This window comes from Glutamicibacter sp. B1 (assembly GCF_039602135.1).
GTDB lineage: Bacteria > Actinomycetota > Actinomycetes > Actinomycetales > Micrococcaceae > Glutamicibacter > Glutamicibacter ectropisis.
Window position 1 is genome coordinate 3163884 of sequence record NZ_CP125942.1, and the last position, 23909, is coordinate 3187792.

Annotated in this window: 24 protein-coding genes; 12 read left to right on the forward strand and 12 right to left on the reverse strand. The window is 56.4% G+C overall.

Going from position 1 to position 23909, the window contains the following annotated elements; translation table 11 throughout:
• Positions 1-13: 13 nt before the first annotated feature.
• From QMQ05_RS14850 to QMQ05_RS14860, 4 genes are all read right to left on the reverse strand, one after another.
• Positions 14-337 carry a type IV toxin-antitoxin system AbiEi family antitoxin domain-containing protein gene (locus tag QMQ05_RS14850; protein WP_345471268.1) on the reverse strand — a complete coding sequence of 108 codons (324 nt, stop codon included), beginning with the start codon at positions 335-337 and terminating at the stop codon, positions 14-16.
• 84 nt (positions 338-421) lie between these two features.
• The gene (locus QMQ05_RS16925) at positions 422-613 is read right to left on the reverse strand and encodes a type IV toxin-antitoxin system AbiEi family antitoxin domain-containing protein (protein ID WP_348537316.1); all 192 of its coding nucleotides are present in this window, start codon (positions 611-613) and stop codon (positions 422-424) included.
• A gap of 414 nt (positions 614-1027) precedes the next feature.
• Positions 1028-2593, reverse strand: a complete 1566-nt coding sequence (locus tag QMQ05_RS14855) for a GMC family oxidoreductase (protein WP_434063201.1) — start codon at positions 2591-2593, stop codon at positions 1028-1030.
• 104 nt (positions 2594-2697) lie between these two features.
• Positions 2698-3675 carry an EamA family transporter gene (locus QMQ05_RS14860; protein ID WP_345471272.1) on the reverse strand — a complete coding sequence of 326 codons (978 nt, stop codon included), beginning with the start codon at positions 3673-3675 and terminating at the stop codon, positions 2698-2700.
• 120 nt (positions 3676-3795) lie between these two features.
• Here QMQ05_RS14860 and QMQ05_RS14865 point away from each other — a divergent pair, with 120 nt between their 5' ends.
• A complete protein-coding gene (locus QMQ05_RS14865) occupies positions 3796-4353 on the forward strand; it encodes a CGNR zinc finger domain-containing protein (RefSeq protein ID WP_345471274.1) in 558 nt (185 codons plus the stop codon).
• Between the two features lie 104 nt (positions 4354-4457).
• Positions 4458-4769, forward strand: coding sequence for a hypothetical protein (locus tag QMQ05_RS14870; protein ID WP_345471276.1), 312 nt, complete (start codon positions 4458-4460; stop codon positions 4767-4769).
• Between the two features lie 12 nt (positions 4770-4781).
• Here QMQ05_RS14870 and rraA read toward each other — a convergent pair whose 3' ends face one another.
• The 4 genes from rraA to QMQ05_RS14890 form a co-directional block, all read right to left on the reverse strand.
• Positions 4782-5258 (reverse strand): ribonuclease E activity regulator RraA, encoded by a 477-nt coding sequence (gene rraA, locus QMQ05_RS14875; RefSeq protein WP_345471278.1) that lies wholly within the window; start codon positions 5256-5258, stop codon positions 4782-4784.
• Positions 5259-5336: 78 nt separating this feature from the next.
• The gene (locus QMQ05_RS14880; RefSeq protein ID WP_345474772.1) at positions 5337-6731 is read right to left on the reverse strand and encodes an amino acid permease; all 1395 of its coding nucleotides are present in this window, start codon (positions 6729-6731) and stop codon (positions 5337-5339) included.
• Between the two features lie 178 nt (positions 6732-6909).
• Positions 6910-7203: a hypothetical protein gene (locus QMQ05_RS14885; protein WP_231733545.1), complete on the reverse strand. Its 294-nt coding sequence runs from the start codon at positions 7201-7203 to the stop codon at positions 6910-6912.
• 38 nt (positions 7204-7241) lie between these two features.
• Entirely contained in the window at positions 7242-7835 is a 594-nt protein-coding gene (locus tag QMQ05_RS14890; RefSeq protein WP_345471283.1) for a DUF308 domain-containing protein, read from the reverse strand.
• A 285-nt stretch (positions 7836-8120) separates the two neighbouring features.
• Here QMQ05_RS14890 and QMQ05_RS14895 point away from each other — a divergent pair, with 285 nt between their 5' ends.
• Positions 8121-9386, forward strand: a complete 1266-nt coding sequence (locus tag QMQ05_RS14895) for a hypothetical protein (protein WP_345471285.1) — start codon at positions 8121-8123, stop codon at positions 9384-9386.
• Positions 9387-9439: 53 nt separating this feature from the next.
• Here the strand turns inward: QMQ05_RS14895 and QMQ05_RS14900 are convergent, their stop codons facing one another.
• On the reverse strand, positions 9440-10672 hold the full coding sequence (locus QMQ05_RS14900; protein WP_345471287.1) for an alpha-hydroxy acid oxidase: 1233 nt from the start codon (positions 10670-10672) through the stop codon (positions 9440-9442).
• A gap of 254 nt (positions 10673-10926) precedes the next feature.
• Between QMQ05_RS14900 and QMQ05_RS14905 the strand changes: the two genes are divergently transcribed.
• The 7 genes from QMQ05_RS14905 to QMQ05_RS14935 all read left to right on the forward strand — a co-directional run bounded on the left by QMQ05_RS14905 (position 10927) and on the right by QMQ05_RS14935 (position 18421).
• Positions 10927-11562, forward strand: coding sequence for a GntR family transcriptional regulator (locus QMQ05_RS14905; RefSeq protein ID WP_345471289.1), 636 nt, complete (start codon positions 10927-10929; stop codon positions 11560-11562).
• A 5-nt stretch (positions 11563-11567) separates the two neighbouring features.
• Complete coding sequence (locus tag QMQ05_RS14910; protein WP_345471291.1) at positions 11568-13007, forward strand: helix-turn-helix domain-containing protein; 1440 nt, start codon at positions 11568-11570, stop codon at positions 13005-13007.
• 104 nt (positions 13008-13111) lie between these two features.
• Positions 13112-14230, forward strand: coding sequence for a Fe2+-enterobactin ABC transporter substrate-binding protein (gene fepB, locus QMQ05_RS14915; RefSeq protein WP_345471293.1), 1119 nt, complete (start codon positions 13112-13114; stop codon positions 14228-14230).
• A gap of 6 nt (positions 14231-14236) precedes the next feature.
• Positions 14237-15259, forward strand: coding sequence for a FecCD family ABC transporter permease (locus tag QMQ05_RS14920; protein ID WP_345471295.1), 1023 nt, complete (start codon positions 14237-14239; stop codon positions 15257-15259).
• The gene (locus tag QMQ05_RS14925; protein ID WP_334122403.1) at positions 15259-16263 is read left to right on the forward strand and encodes a FecCD family ABC transporter permease; all 1005 of its coding nucleotides are present in this window, start codon (positions 15259-15261) and stop codon (positions 16261-16263) included. Before QMQ05_RS14920 ends, QMQ05_RS14925 begins: the two co-directional genes overlap by 1 nt.
• A 36-nt stretch (positions 16264-16299) precedes the next feature.
• Positions 16300-17136 carry a siderophore-interacting protein gene (locus tag QMQ05_RS14930; protein ID WP_345471298.1) on the forward strand — a complete coding sequence of 279 codons (837 nt, stop codon included), beginning with the start codon at positions 16300-16302 and terminating at the stop codon, positions 17134-17136.
• On the forward strand, positions 17117-18421 hold the full coding sequence (locus QMQ05_RS14935) for an alpha/beta hydrolase-fold protein (protein WP_345471300.1): 1305 nt from the start codon (positions 17117-17119) through the stop codon (positions 18419-18421). Before QMQ05_RS14930 ends, QMQ05_RS14935 begins: the two co-directional genes overlap by 20 nt.
• 94 nt (positions 18422-18515) lie before the next feature.
• Here QMQ05_RS14935 and QMQ05_RS14940 read toward each other — a convergent pair whose 3' ends face one another.
• A complete protein-coding gene (locus QMQ05_RS14940; protein WP_434063154.1) occupies positions 18516-19334 on the reverse strand; it encodes an ABC transporter ATP-binding protein in 819 nt (272 codons plus the stop codon).
• The gene (locus QMQ05_RS14945; RefSeq protein ID WP_345471302.1) at positions 19331-20368 is read right to left on the reverse strand and encodes an iron-siderophore ABC transporter substrate-binding protein; all 1038 of its coding nucleotides are present in this window, start codon (positions 20366-20368) and stop codon (positions 19331-19333) included. Before QMQ05_RS14945 ends, QMQ05_RS14940 begins: the two co-directional genes overlap by 4 nt.
• Before the next feature lie 122 nt (positions 20369-20490).
• On the opposite strand from QMQ05_RS14945, the gene QMQ05_RS14950 reads away from it, so the two are divergent.
• Together QMQ05_RS14950 and QMQ05_RS14955 are read left to right on the forward strand one after the other, a co-directional pair.
• A complete protein-coding gene (locus QMQ05_RS14950; protein WP_434063202.1) occupies positions 20491-21468 on the forward strand; it encodes a FecCD family ABC transporter permease in 978 nt (325 codons plus the stop codon).
• Positions 21468-22532 carry a FecCD family ABC transporter permease gene (locus tag QMQ05_RS14955; RefSeq protein WP_345471306.1) on the forward strand — a complete coding sequence of 355 codons (1065 nt, stop codon included), beginning with the start codon at positions 21468-21470 and terminating at the stop codon, positions 22530-22532. Before QMQ05_RS14950 ends, QMQ05_RS14955 begins: the two co-directional genes overlap by 1 nt.
• Here QMQ05_RS14955 and QMQ05_RS14960 read toward each other — a convergent pair whose 3' ends face one another.
• A complete protein-coding gene (locus QMQ05_RS14960) occupies positions 22533-23894 on the reverse strand; it encodes an MATE family efflux transporter (RefSeq protein WP_345471308.1) in 1362 nt (453 codons plus the stop codon). It abuts the gene before it with no gap.
• Positions 23895-23909 lie beyond the last annotated feature (15 nt).

The following is a 23909-nucleotide window of genomic DNA, read 5'->3' on the forward strand; positions in this document are numbered from 1 at the left end:
GCCTCGTCAGCATTCATGACAGCAGTTCCAGGGTATTGAGCGCTAATGACTTTGCCCGCGGCAGTCTCATGGCCATCTGCATCAGGTCTGCCGGTTTGCCGCCACGATGCAGCCACACTTTTGTCGCGAACCGAGCAATTTCGTACCCGACAGAAGATCTCAGGCGGAAGCAATCAACGATTGTACGCTCAGGACAATAAATCCCGATCAGCTGCGAGCTGCCATAGATCATTATTTCTTCGCGGCCCAAATCAAAAGTGCTCTTATCGAATTGGTGCCAGCTGATTGCCCTCTCGGTTTGCGGTGTACGAGCACCACGCGGGATCGCCACATCCAAAGCACTAGGGACCTCGTCAGTGAGATCGTAATAGGCCAGTGCTGAAATCAGGCTAATTGTCGCGTCAGGACGGCGTGCGACGGCCTATAGTTGTTCCCGGTCTGTCGGTGGAGCATCGGCCGGAAGATAGATCCCGCGGGCTATACGATCCAGTCGCCCCGCTTTCACACCGCGGGACAAAGCACTACGAGATAGTCCCCTAGTGCCGGAGTGCAGGGCCTGAGACAACCCCGCTGGCGCAGATGTTCCTTTGTCCTTCATTCCAAATCCAACCATTCGCAACAAAACGCCTACAGATAAATTTTCCTGTAGACGTTTTGTTGCGCTAGGTCTAATAGCTACTCCCCACTAACGTTTCATCAACTGCGCACGCAGCAAAGCATCCCAGTTTCACAGCACTGGCTAGGCCATGCAATTTCAAGCAAGAATCAAATCGCTCTACGTGCCCTCGACCATGACCACAACAAGTTTGAGGTTAAACAGCTAGACCCCCTTAATCTCAAGAGTATGAGGGGGGGTCTGCACTCATCATTGTACTTGTACTCCAAGCATGAGCTAGAAGTTTTCACACGAAGTACGCGATGGCTGTTTGCCCGGGTCAGCATCTCGAAAATCGGAGCCCACCCACTAGACGGTTCGGGCTCGTGACTCACATCTGCGACTCCACTTACCCGTAGCAACTATGTTGTTTTAATCCACCAACCCAAGCTCCTTGAGCATGAACTTAGCTCCCTGCTCCCCGATCAGGATCGATGGCGCATTGGTATTGCCAGTGGTAATTTTCGGCATGATCGATGCATCAATCACTCGCAAACCGTTCAGACCCTGAACCTTGAGTTCTGGATCTACCACGGCGTGCTCGCCGACACCCATCGCGCAGGTTCCCACCTGGTGATGATAGGTCACCACATTGTTGCGAATGTAGTTTTCAAGTTGCTCGTCGTCTTGGACTTCAGGACCCGGATAGATTTCCTTGGCTCCCCAGCTTCCCGCCAGCGCATCTTGCTGGACCATCTGCCGGCATTGCTTGATGGAGAATAAGAACGCTTCCATATCCCGAGGATCTGCCAGTGCATTCAAATCAATATTCACCGGGTCATCTAGTCCCGGACCGCTGAGCGTGAGTTCGCCTCGGCTATAAGGGGTGACGATTCCGGAATGCAAGGTAAAAGCGGTGCCCTCTACAGGATCCATTCCTGGCGAGTACATCGGTACAGCAAAGAAAATCGGCTGAGTATCTGGCACTTCCAGATCTTCGCGTGACTTTGCGAAGAGGTGCGACTGCGAAACTGAGACACCCTGACGTGGTGCCGGAATATCGCGTGTCGTCGTTTCGGCAATCACCGGTGCCAACAAGTGGTCATGCAGGTTCTTCCCCACACCCGGTAGGTCATGAACAGCATCAATGCCAATATCCTGCAGCTCTGCCGCCGGCCCGATACCGGAACGCAGCAGGATCTGCGGGGAGCCCAGTGCGCCAGCGCTGAGCACCACATGATCAGCGTTCAGCTGTCGCATCTGTCCGTCCTGCCGGTAGTTCACCCCGGTAACGGCACCGCCCTCAACTATCACCGAATGCACTTCCGCACCGGTGATGATGGTGGCTTGCCCACGGACAGGCTTCAAGTAAGACTTCCACGTATTGATGCGCTGACCATCAACGATATTGACCTGCTCTTTGGAGACGCCATCAAGCGTCCCAGAATTGTAGTCAGGGTTGAAGGGGATGCCAGTTTCTTCGGCAGCCTTGATGATCGAGGCGTGAATATCATCTAGCTGGTAGTCATTGTCTACCGGAATGGGACCGCCAACGCCATGAACCTCGCTGGCGCCACCGGAGAAATCTTCCATATCTTTATAGATCGGCAGGACTTTGTCCCAAGCCCACTGTGAGCCGCATTCTTGGGCCCAGCCATCGAAATCTTGTTGCGCGCAGCGAACCCAGATGGTCGCGTTGAGCGCGTGTGAACCACCTAAGACTTTGCCACGTGGCAGGTGCACTTTCTTACCTGCGGTACCTTCCATGGGGGTGGTGTAGTAGTCCCAATCATCCGGGCTGTGCCACAGCTCGCCGAGTCGAGAAAGGTCATGAATTGCGGGATTAGTATCTTCTCCCCCAGCCTCGAACACGGTGACATCCGCACCGGCATCAATCAACCGTCGCGCGACTACCGATCCCGCCGAACCAGCACCGACCACAATGACAGATACCTTGCCCACGGCAAACCCACTTCCTCTAATGTCAACAATCCACATCACCGTGGATCGTAAAGCCTGAGATTCAGTGTGTCGTGGATCACTCAAGAAAAGTTGTTATTGCGTGCACCCACATTGTCATCAGACGCAGATCAGCCCACTAGTCAGCGTTCTTTGCGGACCGCCCGCAATTCATCAACGCGCACCAACACCACGCCCGCCACAATCAGTAGACCACCGAACAGTTGAACCAGGCCCGGCAATTCAGCCAGCAGTATCCAGGCCCAGAGCACGGCGAAAAGAACTTCCGTCAATGAAATGAAACTCGCAACCTTGGAGCCTAGTTCCCTAGCTGCCATCACCCCGGTGGTGTAGGAAAACACCGTTGCAATCAGAATCAGCCCAGCCAAAGCGAGCCACCACGGCGTTTGAAAACCAGCCATGGATCCGGTTCCCGTGGCAAAGGTGAAGGGCAAAATACCCAGCCCTCCCACCAAAAGCATGGTTAACGCGCCGACCGCCATACCTCCGGCCGAAAGCATGATTGGCGGCAAGGCACCATCGACCTTGGCGCTGATGAAGAAGTACACGGTCAACCCCACGGCTGCACCCAGTCCCCAAAGAACTCCAATTGGGTCAACTTTGGACGTACCAGTCAGGTCCAAGACCGCAACAAGGCCGAGCAACGATAGTAGTGTGCCGACGATGGTCGCTACCGATGGCCGCTTTTGATGCCTAACCCACAACACCAGGACGATGAGCACCGGTGCAAGATACTCCAGCAAGAGTGCCACACCCACGTCAAGTCTTTGCACTGCCAAGAAATAGCACAGCTGGCAAGCTCCGACGCCAAAGAGGCCAAAGAGCAGGATTGAAAGCCAGTTGGTACGTACCAAGATCCAACGCCCGCGCATAGCAAGGACGGCGGGAATGGCGAGCACTAGCGCAGCCCCAGCCATGCGAGCAGCTACCGCGGCGGTCGGGCTCCATCCCGCTTCAAATAGGCCACGCGCAAAGGAACCAGAGATGCCAAAGGCCGCCGAAGAAGCCAAGGCGATCCAGATTCCCTTGGCCTGGCTGGCACTACGCACTGATGGTCCGCCCGTGCCCACTGGCACCTCGGAACCTGTTGGTTGGTTCATGGGTGATGTCGTCTTTCACGAAGAATTTTCTGCCCTGCACAGGGGCAACTAAGCATATGGGCATGACGATACGGTTAGGCTGGGAAGACAGTCAATCCATCCCCTGCTCAGGAACGAATTATGACCTTTGCCCCAGATATCGAAGCCTCGCTGAAGACCATCGTGAATCTGTTAAACACTGAAGTTCAGATTGTCGATATGCTCTCCACCGTCGCTGATCTGGATGAGTTTCTCGATTCTGAAAACTTTGAAGGTTCTAGGGCACATAACCAGGCAGAGTTGCGTTCCATCCGTCAGTTGCGTGCCCAGCTCAAGAGCATCTGGACGGGAGAGGAAGATGACGCCGTCTTTCGCGTCAATCAGATCTTGCGTAACGCCAACGCTCAACCGCAATTGATTAAAAGTGAGAACCTCGGTTATCACCTGCACGCGACAACGACCAGTACCCCGTTGTATGACCGTTTGGCAGTAGACGCCGCCATGGCCTTGGCTGAGGTGATTCGCACTGGCGGCATTGAGCGATTGCGCATTTGTGCTTCCAGCGACTGTCAGAATGCCTTGCTCGATTTGTCGCGAAACCGATCAAAAATGTATTGCGACATCGGCAACTGCGCCAACCGCGAGCATGTGCGTGCTTACCGTGCACGAAAATCCGGACGCTCCTCAACCAAGTCATGATGGCGAATCACGCAGCACGGTGTTTCTCGCCTTTTACCCGAAGCACGTCCTATGATGAACACACCGTCGGTATATCCGAATTGCAGTAGTTGAAAGGACAGGTCATGTCTCAGGAAACGCACGCATCAGATGACTACGAGGCACGTCTGGAAGCCGCCCACAGCAGTCCGCTCAAAGCGGCTGGACGTTGGGTTGTCGCATTAGCTTCAGCAACCTTGGGTGATGCCGAATTTGAGGCCAACGAACCGCAGGTTGTGGTTCACTCACGCGTGGACGATTCGGTGATGTTGCGCATCACCACCTCTAGCTTGGAAGAAGCCGAACGCCTGATCGTACAGATTCGCGAAGACCTAGAAAATCTGAGCACCGAGGATTTCCGTGCTGAGTGGGAACCTGCAGCAGATCAAGAACGCTAGGCACCTTGGCGGTTAGTGCTCGATGAGGATCCCATCAATGTCGGCATAAACCATGGCACCGGGGCGAACTTTCACGTCTCCTAAGCTCAGTACCTCATCTACCGCGCCATGCGAACGCTTGACTGTTTTGCGCGGATTACTTCCCAAAGCCTTGATGCCGAGTTCGAGCTCTGCCAGCGCCGCGCGGTCACGCACCGCTCCGTAGATAATCACCCCGGCCCATCCGTTGGATTCGGCGTTGGCTGCAATCATGTCGCCCATCAGCGCATAGCGTAGCGATCCACCACCATCAACGACCAGCACTGAACCGTTGCCTGGGAAGCTCAATATTTCCTTGATCAGGCCGTTGTCTTCGTGGCATTTCACGGTACGGGCAGGTCCGTGGAAAGAAAGTCGCCCACCAAAATCTTGGAATTGCACCGAGACTGACTGCAGGGCCTCGCCGTGCTGGTCATAAAGGTCGGCCGTGCTGACGGGTTCCTGATGCATGACACTCCTAAGAATCTGTGAAGGTGTTCCACCACACAGCTTAGCGGTGAGCTAACTGCCTAGCACATGATGAATTCTTTAGAGTTCCAATTCTTGTTGGTAAGAAGTCTGGCTCATAGCGCCGAGCCGTGAATGGCGATGTCCGTAGCCGAGGTAAATACTGACACCGACAATCATCCACAGCCCGAAGACTATCCAAGTAATTCCGGCCAGGTTGAACATCAAGAACAGGCAGGCAGCAATACCAAGGATCGGTGTCACCGGGTACAGCGGAACCCGGAAGGTGCGAGGAGTATCTGGCTGAGTCTTACGCAGGTACATCACCGAAACACCTACCAACGCGAAGGCGAAAAGTGTGCCAATGCTAGTTGCTTCGGCCAGTTGGCCCAACGGAAGCAACGAGGCGGCAATCGCGACCACCAGACCGGTAACAACAGTGCCGGTTACCGGGGTGTGGGTCTTGGGCGAAACCTTTGCGAAGAACCGTGGGATCAACCCATCGCGTCCCATGGACAGCAAGATACGCGTCTGCCCATACATGGTCATGAGTACCACCGAAATGATGGCAATCACTGAAGCCAGCGCAAAGACCAGCACCGTCCAGCGTTGCCCGGTGATCTCGGAAACGATCTGCACCAGGGCCGCCTCAGAATCAGCGAACCACTCCCACTGGCGGGCACCGATCGCTGCCACCGCGACCAACACGTAGATGGTGGTGACCAGGACCATGGCGATCATGATGGCTCGGGGCAGATCTTTCTGCGGATTCTTCGCTTCCTCACCGGCCGTTGATGCAGCATCAAAACCAATGTATGAGAAGAACACCATCGAGGCAGCACCGGTCACCCCGGCTGCCCCCATAGGCAAGAGCGGGGCGAAGTTCCCTGCGTCAAAAGCTGTAAAGGCGACAATCGCAAAGAAGATCAGAATCGCGATCTTCACCAACACCATGATGGTATTGGCCATTGCCGACTCACGGGCGCCGCGCACCAACAGTACAGTTGCCAGCAACACCACCAGCAGTGCCGAGAGGTTGATGATCCCGCCCTCGCTCGGACCACCGGCCAAGCTTTCAGGCAGCGACAAACCAAAAATTTCTAAGGTCTGATTCACATAGGCTCCGGCGCCCACCGCCACTGCAGCGGCCGACACCGCGTATTCCAAAACCAAACACCAGCCACAAATCCAGGCGACACCTTCGCCAAGAGTTGCGTACGAGTAGGAGTAGCTGGAACCAGAAACCGGGACCATTCCCGCCATTTCGGCGTAGGAAACGGCAGAGAGCAGCGCGGTAAAACCGGCGAGGACAAAGGCAATCCAGATAGCAGGACCGGCCACTGGAACCGCGGATCCGAGGATCACCAAGATTCCGGTGCCAAGTGTTGCTCCCACAGAGATCATGACCAGTTGGGTCACACCCAAAGAACGTTTGAGTGTGCCAAGACCAGCGTTGTCAGCAGCCTCCTGAGACATCGCATTGATGGATTTACGTCGGAGCAGCTGCGCTCCCAAAGGGGTGCGTCCGGTAGGCGGGGTGGTGCTGTTGCTACTCACGGGAAAATCCTTGATACGTGTTTGGTACAAACGATAACGCGCCAGGACTATCTGTAATGGACAGTCCCAGCGCGTTATGCGTGGTTAAGCTCTATTATCAGTCTTCAAACTTCTTGTCCGGATTGGCTGAGGATCGGTTCACTCCGGTCCCCTTGCCCAGGTCTGGATCATTTTCCTTACCTGCCATGGTCATCACCGAGATGATCAGCAAGCAGGCGACGAAGGCAATTCCGAAGCAGGCAAGTCCAATGTCGAAACGCAGTGGATTCTGTGATCCGCCGGTGGAACTGACCAGGCCGACGACTCCGGCGATAATCGCCATCACCAGCGAGAAGCTCAGTGGGCCCTTAATTGATTGGCTCCACGGCTGCTTCTTTTTGTTGTTTCCCACCAGAAACTCCGTTTCTACTTTTCCTGCAGACTTCAAGACTAGTTGTTTTTTTGCTCCGGCGTTTGCGCCGCGTTGGCTGATTCAGCCTTCATTTCGTGGCGATGACCGAAGCCGGCAATCAGCTCGAAGACTGCAAAGACAATGGTGCCGCCACCAATCAGGCCAAAGAGTCCGTGTGCATCCATGCCGCCGCTGAAGCACAGTGCAATGGCCAAAATCACGCCGACAGCACCGGTGACCAACTGGTTTCTAAACGGTGGGAAGGCTTCGCGAAGCTTGGCGAAAACATAAAGTTCGGCAAGACCAGAGACGAGGAAGGCGAAGGCTGCGATATAACCGATCCATGCCACGGAGGAGACGAAGATAGTGGCAATGCCGGCCATGAGCATCAGCCCAGCGCCCGCAGCGTAGGCGCCGCGGGACTTCTCTGGTGCACTCTCAACCACCACGTACTGCCACATAAAAACGCCGGTGACTACGAGGAACCCTGCCGTCGAATAGGCAAGGACCTTCTCGTCCGCTCCGATCCAGAAGATCGAGAGTAGGGCGTAGGCCAGAGCTGTTAGTCCGCGCAAGAAGACTGGGCGGAAAACATCTTGGGCTTGGTTTGGGGTGGTTTTTGGTGCAGGCACAATTTCTATTCTACCGTGCATAGAACTAACCGCCAGTTCGGCGATGTTCCATAGGGATAAAGGCTACCGACATAAGCAGCATCCGGACGCGAAGCATGCAGTACCCTCTTGTGGCGTTCCGCGATTCGCACTGGTGCAACCTATTCGAGCTTTGTTGCCCGCCAATATTCCAAACAATGAGGAAAAATCGGAAACTAGGTTATTTTTCTACGTAACGTATGCGATCGATCAGCCTACAAACCATACGCTTTTCTATGTCAGAAACCAATTGGATTGAGGATTGAAATGTGGAAGCTTCACAAGTCACGCGGTACATTTCTGAATAAATACAATTTCAAAGACGACCGCAGTTTTTGGTGGTACGCAGCTGAACTATTGGCAGAACAAGCTGGTCCAAACGATGCCGACGAGCTCCGAAGAATGCAGAACGATACGGATCGTTCATGGATGTTTTGGAAACCGACAAACTCCAATTGCCCGGAGATCTCAAGAACTGTTGACAAGCTAGTCTCTTCCCTTCCACAAGAATGGACTGCCACTGGGAAGAACATTTTCGTTGGAATCGCCCCTCTAGGGGAGATTAATGCATCGGCATGGAATCAAGATGTTCGCGGAATCGTGGAAGTCAATCTTCAGTACCTCTGGGCGTTAGAAGCCTACGTCTTGGCCTTTGACGAGTTCCGGTTTGTTATGCGAGATGCTATCGGGAACCATCTTTATGGCACCGAACTTCTAGCTCCTAGTCCAGACTTTGGAAGCTTCTTTAGCTCATGGAACGCTCTCGATCGCGCCAAGCAAATATGGGAGGACGATACCGTCATTTTCGCCGGTGATCACACCATCTACAGAAGGGTTGCAAAGCGTAACAATTCAGAAATCGACAACGGTGTAGCCAATTGCGTTAGTTTTATCATCGGCCACGAACTTGCCCATCATTTCTTGACACACACGTCTTCGGGGGGCGCCCGAAGTAGAGCACGGCAAGCAAAAGAATTAGTATTACCATTACTCAGTCCTGATTCTGAGTCGGTTCGTTGGGAATTACCTATTAAATGGGTTGACGAACTCGAAGCAGATTTAGTATCGGTTGCATTAATTTGTCAAAAGTTCACTCAGTCTGGCGACCCTGAAGATGCCTACCGCGCGTTACTTGGTAGCTATATTGCACTGATTTGTGCAAACCACGGTCAAAATTTGTCCTCTGCTGATCCGCAATCAGATGATTCGACGCATCCCCCACTGCAAACTCGGCTGACTTATATCGGAATCGCCGTTCGCTCTTGGTTTGCTGATCATCCTCGGGGGAAATATAACGATCACCCGATCGACCTACTGAACCAACTTGATGCATTCATCAGCCTGATCGCGCTTCATCAGGAGAATGAGATCCGCTCAGAGGCCGAGAGCGTGGCAGCGGTCCGACAATGCGCAAGCACTTTTATGCAAGCATGGGAGGAATTAGCTGCAACAATCCCTCTTCGGATGGATGCTCAAGTTTTGCATCCACCGGAATCTGAAGGGTATAAAACTGGAATTTCGAAGCAAGGCTGATTATGTAAACATCAAGTCGCGAAGTCCGAAGATTTACCTTCTGCATGTTTAGATCATCGGGCTTCCCCGCAGCGCCTTCGAATCAACGACTCATCGAGACCCTTGATCGAAGCGGCACCCATCAACTGCATGGCCACTTCTACTTCCTTCGCCAGCAGTTCAATAGCGCGAGTGACGCCTTCTTCACCGCCGGCCATCAGTCCGTAAAGATAGGCCCGGCCGATCAGTACAAAGTCAGCGCCTGCGCACAATGAAGCGACAATGTCCGCGCCGGACATGATGCCGGAATCCAGAATGATTTCCATTTCTTCGCCGACTTCGGCCCGCACTTCGCGTAGTGCTTCAAAGGCAATGGGAGCACGGTCCAACTGGCGCCCACCATGGTTAGAAACCACCAGACCATCAGCACCGGCAGCTTTGGCCTTGGCGGCGTCCTCCGTGGTCAATACACCCTTAACGAAGAGTTTGCCTTTCCAAAGTTCACGGATCCATTTCAGATCGTCAAAGTCCAAGGAGGAATCGAACATGGAATTGATGATGGTCGGCAGATCAGCCGAAGTGTCTGACAGTGAGGCAAACTTCAATGAATCGGTGGTCAAGAAATTGAACCACCACTCTGGACGGTAAGAGGCATCCAGGAAGGTCTTGAGCGTCGGCTCTGGTGGAATCTTCATCCCGTTACGGGTATCGCGATGACGTTGCCCTGCCACCGGCGTATCAACGGTCACCAGCAAGGTATCAAAACCCGCTTTGGCAGCGCGTTCCACCAGGGCTTTGGACTTCTCGCGGTCTTTCCAGAGGTATAGCTGGAACCATTTGCGCCCCTGGGGTGCTGCAGCTGCTACTTCCTCGATGGATCGGGTCCCCATGGTGGACAAGCTGAAGGGAATGCCGGCTTTTTGGGCTGCCCGCGAGCCACCGATTTCGCCTTCGGAGTGCATGAAACGAGTGAACCCGGTCGGGGCAATGCCAAAGGGAAGTTTGCTCGGTGCCCCAGCAATGCTGGTGGATAGATCCGAGTGCGCGGTGCCGTGCAGGATTCGAGGCAATAGTTCTACCGAGTCAAAGACTTCTCGGGCACGCTTGGCCGTGATTTCTCGCCCTGCGGCTCCATCAACGTAGTCAAAGGCTGCGGTCGGAGTGCGGCGCTGCGCAATTTTCCGCAGATCCCAAACATCCGCTGCTTTGGCCAGGCGAGCGGCACGTCGATCTGTTGAAGGGACTTTGAATTTCATCAGGCTGATCAGTTCAGCCACATCTGGTAGTTGTCGTTTGAGATTACCCATGGACGGCTCCTTTTGATCTATTAGTTGTTTAGTACAGGATTCGCTGTTTGGCCCGGGTCCAATTAGAAGGCTCGTCGACGCTGACGTTGTTGCCCTACTGTCACAGCAGTTGATGCAATGCTCACGAAGTTGATCCTTGCGAAGAGTGAATATCCCGTAAGATTCCTGAAATATATTTCTACCCAGACTAAAGTGTTCATCAGATCAGCACCTAGCGCAGGTCATAAAGTTACGACCGGAAGAATTAAAGAACCATGGCCAGCTCGCTTTCCGAGAAACTCGCCGACACACTTCGTGAACGCATCAACCGCGGCGAACTTGCGCCGGGAACCGTGGTCATCGAACCGGCCCTGGCTCAAGAATTCGAGGTTTCCAAAACTCCGGTACGCGAGTCACTCCGTCAGCTGACCAGCGAGGGTCTACTTCAGGTTTTACCCAAAAAGGGCTATCTCGTGCGCGCCATTTCTCTGAACGATGTTTACGAAGTCTTAGAACTACGCCGGCTACTTGAGCCTCATGTGGCAGGGCAGGTAGCCACACGGCATTCGGCAGAACTTGTCGCCACCCTCAGCGAACATCTCAAGGCCCAGGAAGAATTAGCAGTCAGCGATCCCATCGCCTCAATGCATGCAGCGCGTCGCTTCCACAGTGAGCTGTGCGCAGCCTCGCGCAATTCAAGGATTACCGCGAGTCTGGAAAACTGTTTGGCTCAAACGGCACGGGCCCACTACGTGTTGCCATCGATGCAGCCCTATATGTCGCAATCCGAAGAACTCGCCGAACACCAACGCATCCTGGCCGCGATCCAAGACTCAGATGCCGCCGCCGCACAACAAGCGATGAGCGAGCATCTTGATTCGATCCGTCGGGCGATGCTCGAAGAAAGCTAGTCCTGGTGAGTGCCCAGAACCCAACTGCTGACCTGTTAAGTCAGACCACTAGTCCGCTGGTACACCAACAGGAGTTGGCCTACCCCACGCTAAATGCTGACGTGCAGGTCGCATGGAAATGCAATCTGAACTACACCATCGTGGTCTGGGTCCATCAAGGCACCGCGCGCGTACATTTTGAAAATGAGGTCATCGAATTACACCCGGGCCAGGCTCTGTGGATTCCTCAGCGCACAGCCCACATGGTGGAGCACGCAGCAGACAGCTTAGCCTTGGCCATCCTCATCCCGGCACGCCATAGCGGGCCGGGCATTGGCGAGTTACTGCGCATTGAAGTGCCGCCGGGCCAAACCGGCTGGATGTTCTACCTCATGCTTCTCACTCTCTCCCCTTTACACCGAGGACAACTACCCACGGCGCGAGTGGTGGAGCATCTGACGCATTTCATTGTTGACATTCACCAGACGCCATCAGCATCCCTGCCACCGGCGCAACACCCGGCATTGGAACGGGCTCGCAGATTCCTCGGGCAAAATCCCAACACGACGAAGACTCTGAGCGCCGTGGCCGACGCGGCGGGAACTACAGAGCGAACCCTACGCAGACAGATCACCCGTGAATATTCCATGACCTTTAGGCAGTTTCGTGAAAGCTGCCGCACCTCTCGTTCTCCGGCTGCACACGAGGGCCATTGGCAACCGGTTCCCGCCCTGTCTACGCGCTGGATGCGTTTTCCACAGCACCGATATGCCCTATGGGCCTACCAAGGACGCGGCTCGGTGAGCGTGATGCCACCTTCAGCCGATGAATCTCAGATCCATACCCAGCGTTTGGAAGCTGGCGAATTACTGGTCATCCCAGATGGCTATTCGGTACGTCTGGACATCGATTCCGGTGCACTCTTCTTCCCACTGAGCATGCGGCTGGACCCCAGTGAGCAACGAACGGATCTGCGCTTACCGATACGACTGCCAACCGATTCTGAACCTGAATTACTGCGATGGGCCATTGCCCACATCACCGCGCTGCGCCCACCGCACTTTGATCGCAGCGATGTCTTTCGTCTCTTGGAACAAGCCACCCACTACCCCGGACTGCGTTGGCCTCAGGAGCCGAGCCTGAACACCATCGCGCGACGATTAATGGCGGATACGGCCGGAAAAAGTACCCTGAGCGACTTAGCAGCAGAGCACGGTTTGAGCCTACGGAGTCTGCAGCGTTCATGGCGCGCATCCACTGGCCAAACTCTCACTGCTTGGTGGACCGACTATCGGTTGCAGCGCGCAGAGGGCATGCTCCGTGCTGGTTTTTCACTGCCTTCAGTGGCTCGTTGGGTAGGTTATGAGCACGTTCCAAACTTCTCCCGCGCTTTCCTCACCTCACGCGGCTACCGACCTGGATCTATACGACAGTCAACGAGTTTCGGTCAGAGAAATATCTATTAACGACAAATTGTCTTTGTTGCTCGATACCTGACATTCACGGATTTTCTAGGACTTATTAACCCGTTTCGGGCTTTCCAGCGATCTTTGATGTATGGGTACCCTAAGTGGCTAAGGATAGTCTTCTATCTCGTTATTGCTCGCTCGTCTTGCCCCAGGATTCTGCCCCGCGCAGCCTCAGGCAAGCCACCACCAAGGAGAGAATCCAGGTGCGTATTAACCTTCGTACGATTGCTTCGACCACCGTGGCCGCGGCCCTCGTGTTAGGCCTCGGGGCCTGCACCGCCAGCAGCTCCGCCACATCGGAAACCAGCCAAGCTGAGTCCTCCGACGCCCAGCAGGGCCAGTGGCCACGCACCATCACCGATGAAAAGGGCTCTGTAACCATCGAGGAACAGCCCAAGCGCATCGTGAACACCGCAATGTCCACCACCGGATCCTTGCTCGCCATCGACGCACCGGTCGCGGCCACCACCATCACTACCCCAGGCCCAGAGGCTGACTCCAACGGATTCTTCACTCAGTGGAGCGAGGCAGCCACCGCAGCCGACGTGCAGCCACTGTATAAGATTGGCAACTTTGATCTGGAATCGATCATCGCCCAGGACCCAGATCTGATCGTGGTCTCCACCTCCGGCGCTGACTCGGTGATGGACCACTACGACCAGCTCAAGGAAATCGCACCCACCATCGTGGTGAACTACTCCGATAAAGACTGGCCAGAATTGACCCGCCAGTTGGCTGAAGCCACCGGCCACGAGGCCGAAGCGGAAAAGATCATCGCAGAATTTGATGAGCGTGCAGCGCAGGTCAAGGAAAAGCTCGCGATTCCAGCCGGCACTACCGCCTCCATCGTTTCCTACAACAAGGGTTCAGCCTCACCAGTAGGTAAAACCACCGGGCCGCACTCGCGACTAATCACGTCGCTGGGCTTTGACGTTGTCGAACCACCGGAAGAGTACAGCACCAACCCACAGAAGCGTGATGACTTTGTCTTCACCTCCTATGAAGGTCTGGCCAAGTCGGCGACCGGGGACGCAACCTTCCTGATTGCAGCCACCGATGAAACCGCCAAGACTTTCCTCGAAGATCCAACGCTGGCCAACCTGCCTTCGGTCAAGAGCAAGAACGTCTTCCCGCTAGCCAACTCGTTTCGTCTGGATTACTACTCATCCAGCCAGATCTTGGACTACTTCGAGAACGACTTCCCTTCCCTGTCGAAGTAAGGCCTCGTGTTCCAAACTCGCACTTCAACCAGACGCCGTTCACCACTGCTGTGGTGGGCGGCGGCCTTGGTCATGCTCTGTCTGCTGATGTTCTGCTCCTTCGCTGTTGGCTCGGCCTCCATTTCCTTGCCGGAAACCCTGCGCGCCATCACCGACTTTGATCCTTCCAATACCGAACACCTGCTGGTGCATGAACTACGTATTCCGCGTACCTTCTTGGCCATCTTGGTCGGCGCCGGCCTAGGTTTGGCCGGAGCTCTGATGCAATCTTTGACACGTAACCCGCTGGCCGAACCCGGTCTGCTCGGCGTGAACTCAGGTGCCGCCTTTGCGGTGGCCCTGGCGATTACCTTCGGGGTGATCCAGCCAGCGGTCTTGATGCTCTTCGCCTTTGCAGGGGCTGGGGCCAGCAGCATTGCCGTGTTCATCCTCGGCCAACGCAGTACCCGCGGCAATGACCTCTCCCGCATGGTGTTAGCCGGTGCCGGATTGTCGGTCATGCTCGCAGCAGCCACCACCATTTTGATTATTGGTGGAACCTCTCAGAACCAAAGCAAGTATGCTTCCTGGGCCACCGGCTCACTGCAAGGCCGAGGCTACGATGTCTTACCCACCACGCTGGTCGTGATCCTCGTTGGCTCCGTTTTGGCCCTGGGCATGTCACGCACCCTCGATGCACTGGCCCTAGGCGAGGACTCCGCCAAGGCGCTCGGGATCAACTCACAACGCGCTTGGATTCTTGGATTGCTTGGCATCGTTTTACTTCCCGGAGCCGCCACCGCTGCGGCCGGCCCGATTAGTTTCATCGGCCTCGCTGCGCCGCATGCCGCACGCATGCTGGTAGGCGCGGGACACCAGCGCCTGCTTCCGCTGTCCATGGCTTTAGGAGCCTTAGCTCTACTCATTGCCGACATCCTTGGCCGAGTAGTCGTCATTCCCGACGAGGTCGGTGCCGGAGCGATGAGCGCACTGATCGGTGCACCACTGTTTATCTTGCTAGCTCGGCGCATGCTCAAGGCAGGTAGCTAATGGCCAAAACCCACTACACGGCCCTGCGCCGGCGCACGGTGCTGATCACCCTCGTGGTGCTCCTCAGCGTCTTTGCGATCCTGGCCTTGGGCACCGGAACCATTAGGCTCTCCCCGGCCGAAGTACTCAGCGCCCTAAGTGGCAACGGAAGTCAACGAGACCAACTGGTCATCGGATCCATCCGTGCACCGCGCGTGCTCACCGCGATCGGCGTGGGCGCAGCCCTGGGGGCTGCCGGAGCGAGCTTCCAATCCATTGCCCGCAACCCGCTGGGAAGCCCAGATATCATCGGCTTCACCACCGGGGCCGCCACCGGAGCCGTGGCCCAGATCGTCGTGTTTAATGCCGGGGCACTGGCCACCGCCGCGGCAGCCATGGTGTGCGGATTACTCACCGCTGCATTGGTCTATTTCTTGTCCTATGCAGGGGCGCGCACCGGAGGTCAACGTCTGGTGATCATCGGCATTGGTGTTGCCGCCATGCTCTCCGCAGCCAATACCCTGTTACTGGCCAAGGGGGACGCGGATCTGGCAGCCCAGGCGAACCTCTGGCTGACCGGATCCTTGGGCGGACGCAGTTGGACCGATGCTCTCCTGGTCTTATTGGCCTTGGTCTTCCTACTCCCGGTGCTGTTATGGCATTCCACCGGAATGACCCTGTTGGAAATGGGCGATGATGCCGCCCGTGCCCTCGGCGTCGGGGCCGAAACGGTACGCCGGGTGACGATTTTTACGGCAGTCTGCCTCAGTGCGGCGGCCACCGCAGCGGCCGGCCCGGTAGCTTTCGTTGCGCTGGCCTCGGGCGCGATTATTCGTCAACTGATTGGTTCACGCAATGTGCCTATCGTGCCGGCAGCGCTGACCGGTGCGGTACTGCTACTTGGCTGCGATGTGGCCTTGCAACAGCTACCCATGCAGTGGCAAATGCCCATCGGTATGGCCACGGCACTTGGTGGTGGCCTCTACCTATTGTTCTTGCTCACCCGGACCCCGGCACGGCGCTAATAACTAAGACTGTCCTACAACTAAGGAGTGATCACCGTGAGTGCTCATCGATTGATTGTCGAAGAAATCCTCGACTATACCCCGCGCATGCGCCGCGTCATCTTCCACGGTGAGGGCGTACGAAGCTATGCCACCGATGGACCAGCGGTACCCAATATCAAGATCTATTTCCCGCGTCCCGGGCAAGACCTCGACTTCCCAGAACGTGATGCCGCCACCGGTCGTTGGGCCTTCGTAGGTGATCAACGCTCACGGGTGCGCACCTACACGGTCCGCTGGCTGGATGCCGACGCCTCACGGATGGCCATCGACTTTGTCCGTCATGGCGATGAAGGACTGGCCAGTGCCTGGGTGGAGCGGATCAGCCAGGGCAGTCAGCTCGGCGCCTTCGGTGGTGGCGGACGCGTACTCAAGCCCGGCGGCACTGCCCTGATGCTAGGAGATGAAACCGCGCTACCGGCCATCAGCGACACCCTCGAACACATGCCAGACGACCAGACGGGTGAGGTATTTATCGAGGTCGCCGATGCCCAAGAAATCCATGAGCTCAATGCCCCGGCAGGGGTACGCATCACCTGGTTATCGCGGGCCGGGGCTCCAGCGGGTACTACCCGCCACCTGATCACAGCGATGGAAAGCTATCAACTGTCCAACCCAGAAGAACTGAACCTGTGGGTTTCAGCCGAATCCGAGGTGGTGCGCTTTGCCCGATCGTGGGCGGCTAAGGCGGGGATTCCCAAGGAAAATCGCCTGATCATTGGTTATTGGCATCGCAGTCTTGATGAGGTGTCCTACGCCTACGACTCGGACCATGACCGGGTCTCCGATGAAATGACCTACGAGCGACCGGGACATGAAGAACATGCACACTAAGCCCGAAACAACACCGAGGTCGTTACGTTCTTTCGGCTATTTAGCTGCCGCCCGTTCCAGTGATCAGTTACGGGACTGGAAACAAGGGCTACTTGCCGGCGAGCTGCACACCCCGGTTTTTGAAGCCACCGCGGATCCTGAATGGGTGTATGCCCACTTCCTGCTCGTTGAAAAACAGCATGAGGCCCCATTTAGCGCGGCGATCCTCTCGGCCAATGCGCTGGTAGATCACCGCGACCTAGAATCTAGCGAATTTGAGCAAGTTACCGATGGATTGTGGGCGGTGACCTTGCGCGTTTCTGCGGATTGGCGTGCCGGTTACCGCATCACCACTCACCGCGGTGAAGGTCTGCCGGCATGGCGTACCGAAACTGAACGTCGGCCCATTCGACTGGCCACCGATGCCGGCGGACTCGATGAGCACAACCCATTGGTGGGCGCCAGCATGAATGGTGCCCCGGTGTCCTTGGCTTATGCTCCGGCCAGCGAGGTTCCTGAATATCTAGCCACCGCTACCCCGGATCTGCACCGAGTGGGGCCGGCCATCGGTGGCTGGGGTGAGTCCGCAGGCACGCCTGAGGCGACGCATCCTCGGCTACACCATCACGAAGTTTTTGATGAGAATTGCCAGCGCCCCCGCAATCTGTGGATGTATGAGCCTGCCAACGCCAACGGTCCAACGCCACTGGCGATTGTGCACGACGGTGCCACCTATGCACGCTTCCTTGCGGTGGCAGACTCCTTGGACGCTGCAATTGCCACTGGTCAGCTGGCACCACTACATGTGCTGTTCATCGACAGCACCACCGTAGATATCCGCAGCGAGGAACTGCCCGTGCTTGAGGGAACCACCACCTCAATCGCACAACAATTCCTGCCGTGGGCGCGCAAGCATTACCAAATTTCGCCTCACCGTGAAGACATTCTGGTCAACGGGGCTTCATTTGGCGGACTCGCAGCCTTGCTGTTGGTCTGTCATTATCCGCAACTGGTGGGCAACGCCTTGGCTCAGTCGCCCTCGCTGTGGCACACCAACCTCTGTGAAGAAATCACCGCGCTTCCCACCGATACCAAGGTGCAGATTCAAGCTGGCTGTTATGAAACGGATATTCATGATGGATGTTTGAGCCTCTTGCGGCACCTATGGGAGCAGCCCTCCGCTGCCACCGTGGATTTCGAATCTCTGAGCGGTGGACACGACTGGTCCTGGTGGAACCCGGAACTTTTAACTGGACTCGTTGGGTTCTTCCCAGGACCGGCCCACGGCGACCAGATAGGGAAATAAACCAAAGAGGAAGATTCGGACAGTTGAGAATACAGCTCCTGCCGGAGGCAAAGCGATCTTCTCGCTTCATCTCCGGCAGGAGTTTGAACCATTTCTAAACTAAGCCACGGCGTGAACTCAGCCGATCACTGGCCAACGGGATCACCAGCGGGGTGCCGGTTTCCGGATCAGAGATCACGCGGGACCGCACCGAGAATACCTGTTCCACCAACCCTTCGGTCACTACTTGGTCAGGGGCACCCTGAGCCAGAACAGCACCGTCTTTCATGGCAATCATTTCATCGGCATAACGTGTTGCCTGATTCAGATCATGCAGTACCGCCACGATGGTGGTGCCATGCTGATCGGTCAGTTCCCGGCATAGTTCAAGGACTTCTAGCTGGTGAGCCAAGTCCAAGAAGGTCGTCGGCTCATCGAGCAACAAGATCTCTGTTTGCTGCGCCAACGCCATGGCGATCCACACACGTTGCCGTTGCCCTCCGGACAGGTCAGCAACATAGCGGTCAGCGAGTTGTGTGGTGCCCGTGCGTTCCAATGCGGTGAGCACCGCCTCTTCATCCTTTTCGGACCACTGGCGCAATAACCCTTGATGGGCATAGCGTCCGCGCGCCACCAGATCACTGACGGTGATGCCATCCGGGGCCACTGCCGACTGCGGCAGCAACCCGACGCGACGCGCATACTCTTTGCTACCAAAGGCATGTATCGCGGTGTCATCCAGAGAAACCTGACCAGATTCCGGATTCAGAATTCTTCCGAATGAGCGCAAGAGCGTCGACTTACCGCAGGCATTGGGCCCGATGATGACTGTGAGGGCACCGGGGCGAATCTGCACGCTGACATCTTTCAGCGTTGGAGCCGTGGCACTGGGATAGCTCAGGGTGAGCTGTTGTGCCGATAAACGGGACTTCACTTTGAAAGAGTTGTTTTCAGCTGGTTAAGTACCGAACGTGCAGCGGTAGGACCAACGTTGAGGTAGAAGGCATCGTCATCCACCGAAACTGTCTGTTTGTCAGCTACCGCACTCAGGGTTGGCCACAATGCGAGGTCAGTCAATTCTGCTTCATTACCGCCTTGGACGGAGTAGAAGATCCAGTCCCCGTCGGCCTGATCCAACTGTTCGGAGCTAATGTCTACCGAGGTGTCGTCAGTGAACTGCTGGGTTTCTGGTCGCTTGAGTCCTGCATCTTCGGCCACCGATCCGGTGAAAGAGGCAACGCCGTAGACTCTGGTGCGATCCTCACTCTTACGCAGGAAGGAGATGGTCGGTTCGCCCTGAACCGACGCTCCGAAGCTTTGCGCATCAGCATGGTACTCATCAAGCCAAGTTTGGGCCTGTTCGGTTTTTCCTAGGGCATCAGCCAAGAGTAGGAAGTCCTGCTTCCAGTAGCGGCCGGTCCCCTGGGTCACCACGGTAGGCGCCACTGCGCTCAGGCTTTTGTAGAGCGCCTGAGGATCTTTGCCCGCCTCATTCATCATGATCAGATCCGGTTTGATGTTGGCGATGGTCTCAATGTCGGGGTTAACTCGGCTTCCCACATCGGTAATGTTTTTCAGCTCTGATGCGTCATCAGGGAAGGCATCAACCAGGTACTGCGGAATGGCCCCGGCTCCTTCCGCAGCGGTGGATGCGGTGGGAACAATGCCCAGAGTCATCACTGCATCGGCTTGGCCAGTGGAAATAACGACCACTTTTTTCGGTTCAGTTTTCAGTTCTGTCTGTCCGGCAAAGTGCACTACCGTGCGTGGGAATACTCCGTCGGCTTCGCCACTGCCCTTACCTTCCGGCATGGTTCGTGGGGTGTTATAGCTCACCGCCGCCTGCTGGGCTGATCCGGAGGAATCGGTCGAATTAGCCGATGATTCTGCGGTACAGCCAGTAAAAGTCAGGGCGGCAACTGCCAAGGAAGCGATGAGGGTCAAGGATCGCAGTTCTCTAAAACGCATGAGCTAAGCTTACACTTACCTAAGTGAGTGAAATTATGGACAAGAGCCGTGACCTAACCACTGCGGAGGGGTCTGCAGTGGCGAAAACCCGCGGATCTGCCGGTCTTCCGCGAGGTGCGAGGATGGCGTGTGTGGCCAGTGTGGGGTTGCTCATGCTGTGCCTACTAGTGGTACTCAGCCTGGCTATCGGTTCCAAAAACCTCAGTGCCACCGAGGTGTTCCATGGTTTATTTGCCCACGACAATTCGCGTGAATCTCTGATCGTGTGGCAGCTTCGTTTTCCCCGCACCACCCTGGCTCTCCTGGTTGGCGCCAGCCTGGGTGTGGCGGGGGTACTCATGCAGGCCCTGACCCGCAACCCATTGGCAGACCCCGGCATTTTGGGGGTGAACTCCGGAGCCAGCCTGAGTGTGGTTCTCGCCCTGACATTCTTTGGGGTCAGTAGCGCTTCGGGCTACATCTGGTTTGCGCTGTTCGGTTCAGCGCTTGCCTCGTGTTTTGTGTATGTACTCAGCCTGCAACGCTCGCGCATTACCGAGCATTCCCGGTTGGTACTCGCGGGCACCGCACTGGGCGCCACCCTCGGCGCCTGCACGGGTATTATCACGATGTTTAATACCGATACCTTCAATTCCTACCGTTTTTGGGTCATTGGCTCTCTGGCCGATCGCGGAGATCAGATTCCGGGACAAATCTTGCCGCTGGTTCTTCTGGGACTCATCCTTGCCTTTATCACCGGGCCGGCTCTGAACTCACTGGCCCTAGGTGATGAACAGGCCAAAGCCTTGGGAACCAAAATGGGGCTGGTGCGAGTGCTGACGCTACTAGCCATCACGTTATTGTGTGGCAGTGCAACGGCGGCCGCCGGACCCATCGGCTTTGTCGGCTTGGTGGTTCCGCATGTACTGCGTCTACTTATCGGCATCAACCAGCGCACGCTCTTAGTGTTCTCCGTAATTTTTGGTCCACTACTGGTACTCAGCGCTGATATCCTCGGCCGCGTTGTGGCCCGTCCCGGTGAACTGGAAGTCGGGATCGTCACCGCCTTTGTCGGCGCGCCCGTGCTGCTGGGCTTACTCTTGCGAAAGCGGGTTCTGTAATGCGCACTTCTACTCGCTTCATCCCCCGCGGCTACTGGCTACTCACGGTAGGACGCGCCACCATCTTGGTGCACCGACGTTCAGGTATCGTGGCCCTGCTCTTGCTCCTAGGTGCTGTAGCGGTGGCGGGATTCACTGTAGCCACGGGCACCTACCAGCTCTCTGCGGACAATGTTTTGCAGGTATTTTTTGGTGGCGGGTCACAACTTGATCAGTTCATTGTGCTTGATCAACGCGTGCCACGGGCCATCGCAGCCCTGCTGGTCGGCGCGGCACTGGGCGCCTCCGGGTCGATCTTCCAAAGCGTCTCACGCAACCCTCTGGGTAGTCCGGACATTGTTGGTTTCACCACGGGCGCTGCCACCGGTGGCCTGCTGGTGATCCTCCTGGCTGGAGCAAACAGCGCAGCCTCAATTATGGCCGGTACGCTGATCGGTGGGCTGGTGACTGCCGCGGTAGTTTTGCTCTTTGCGCTGCGTCGATTCATGAGTGGGGACCGCATCATTCTGGCTGGTGTCGCTATCGCTGCGATGCTGGCTGCGGTCAATGATTATCTGATTTCGCGGGCCAGCATCGAAAACGCAGAAACCGCCAAATCTTGGCAATACGGTAGCCTGAACGCCATTTCATGGGGACCGATCATTCCACTGGTTTGTGTGGTGGCCTTAGCCATCCCGGCAGCCCTGATTGCTTCAAGGGCTTTACGCATCATGGAACTGGGCGAAGACACCGCTTTTGGTGTCGGCGTGAATTTGAAACGCGCCCGCCTGGGAACAATGGCCGTCGGCGTTCTTCTAGCAGCCATTGCGGTGGCCACCGCAGGTCCCATCGGATTCTTGGCACTGGCCGCCCCACAGCTGGCGCGAAAATTATCTGGTGCCCCAGGAATCTCCGTAGCGGCATCCACCACCATGGGCGCGATGGTCTTAGTCCTCGCAGACCTACTGGCCCAACGATTATTGGCGCCCTTCCAGATCCCGGTGGGACTGGTCACCGGTGCCCTCGGTGGAGCCTACTTGTTGTGGTTGCTGACCTTTGCCCGCAGCTCGCAGTCCTCTTCCTAACTAGTGGCCTAGGCGCATCCATCCGGTGCCACGGGCACGGATCCATAGGGTCACACCGCGTGAAGCCATGAAGCCCAGTGCGAAGGCCACCCAGATCCACCAGATGGCTGCGCGCGGATCATGAGCCAGGACCGAGACAGCCCACAACATCGGAGCATACACCACCAGATTCACAATGCTGGCAAGACCCAGATAGCGGGCATCCCCGGCACCGATGAGCACACCATCGAGCACGAACACCAGACCACACAATGGTTGGGACAACGCTAGGACCCATAGGCCGACTGTGGTCAACTGGCGGATCTGGTCGTCCGATGTGAAGATCATCGGGAACACCCACGAAGTAGCCAAGAGCAATAGCCCGGTGACCACCCCAAAGTAGATGCCCCAGCGGCTCATGATTCCGGTGAGTTCACGAACTCGTTGCGCATCTCCGCGGCCCAGTTCTTGGCCAATCATCGCCTGAGCTGCGATGGCGAGAGCATCAAGAGCAAAGGCTAGGAAGCTGAAGATGGTAAATACCAGCTGGTGGGCGGCGAGGGTCTGGGTTCCAGCGTTGGTTGCGACCACGACGGTGAGCAGCAAGGCAGCACGCATGGTCAGATTACGAACCATCAGCCATGATCCGACCTGGCCGGTGGAAATGAACCCTGACCAACTTGGCGCCAGCGATACGCCCTGCTTGCGGATTCGTGGCAACAACATCCACAGGTAGACCGCGGCCATGAGCCATTGGGCAATACTGGTTCCCAACGCCGCACCAGCCACCGACATATGCGCACCGTAAACTAGGGCAAAATTCAAGACGATGTTGAGCCCAAAACCGACGGTGGCAACCACCAGGGGTGTCTTGGTATCTTGCATTCCACGCAATACACCGGTGGCAGCCAGTACCAGCAACATGGCGGTGAGACCCGGCAAAGAGTAGTGGATATAGTCCACGGCAAAGTCCGCTGCCAGCCCATCAGATCCCATGGCATGCACCAAGGGGCGCGCACCGAGGTAGCCGAGCACGGTGAGCACAATTCCCAGAACTACCGCGAACCACATACCATCGCGCCCTGCGGCCATGGCCTGTCCTGGCCGTCCTGCGCCAATGGCTCGGGCGACCGCCGGGGTGGTGGCGTAGGCCAAGAAGATCATGAGTCCCACCGCGGTTTGTAACACCGTGGTTCCTAGGGCAGCACCTGCCAGTTCATCGACTCCCAAATGACCGACGATTGCTGAATCGGCCATCAAGAAGAGCGGTTCAGCGATCAGCGCGCCCAGTGCTGGAACTGCGAGGGCGAGGATCTGCCGAGAGATGTTCTGCGGAGAATTGGTGGGGGTAGAGGAACTCACCCTCCCTACTCTACGAAGCATGGAGTTCTTTCACCA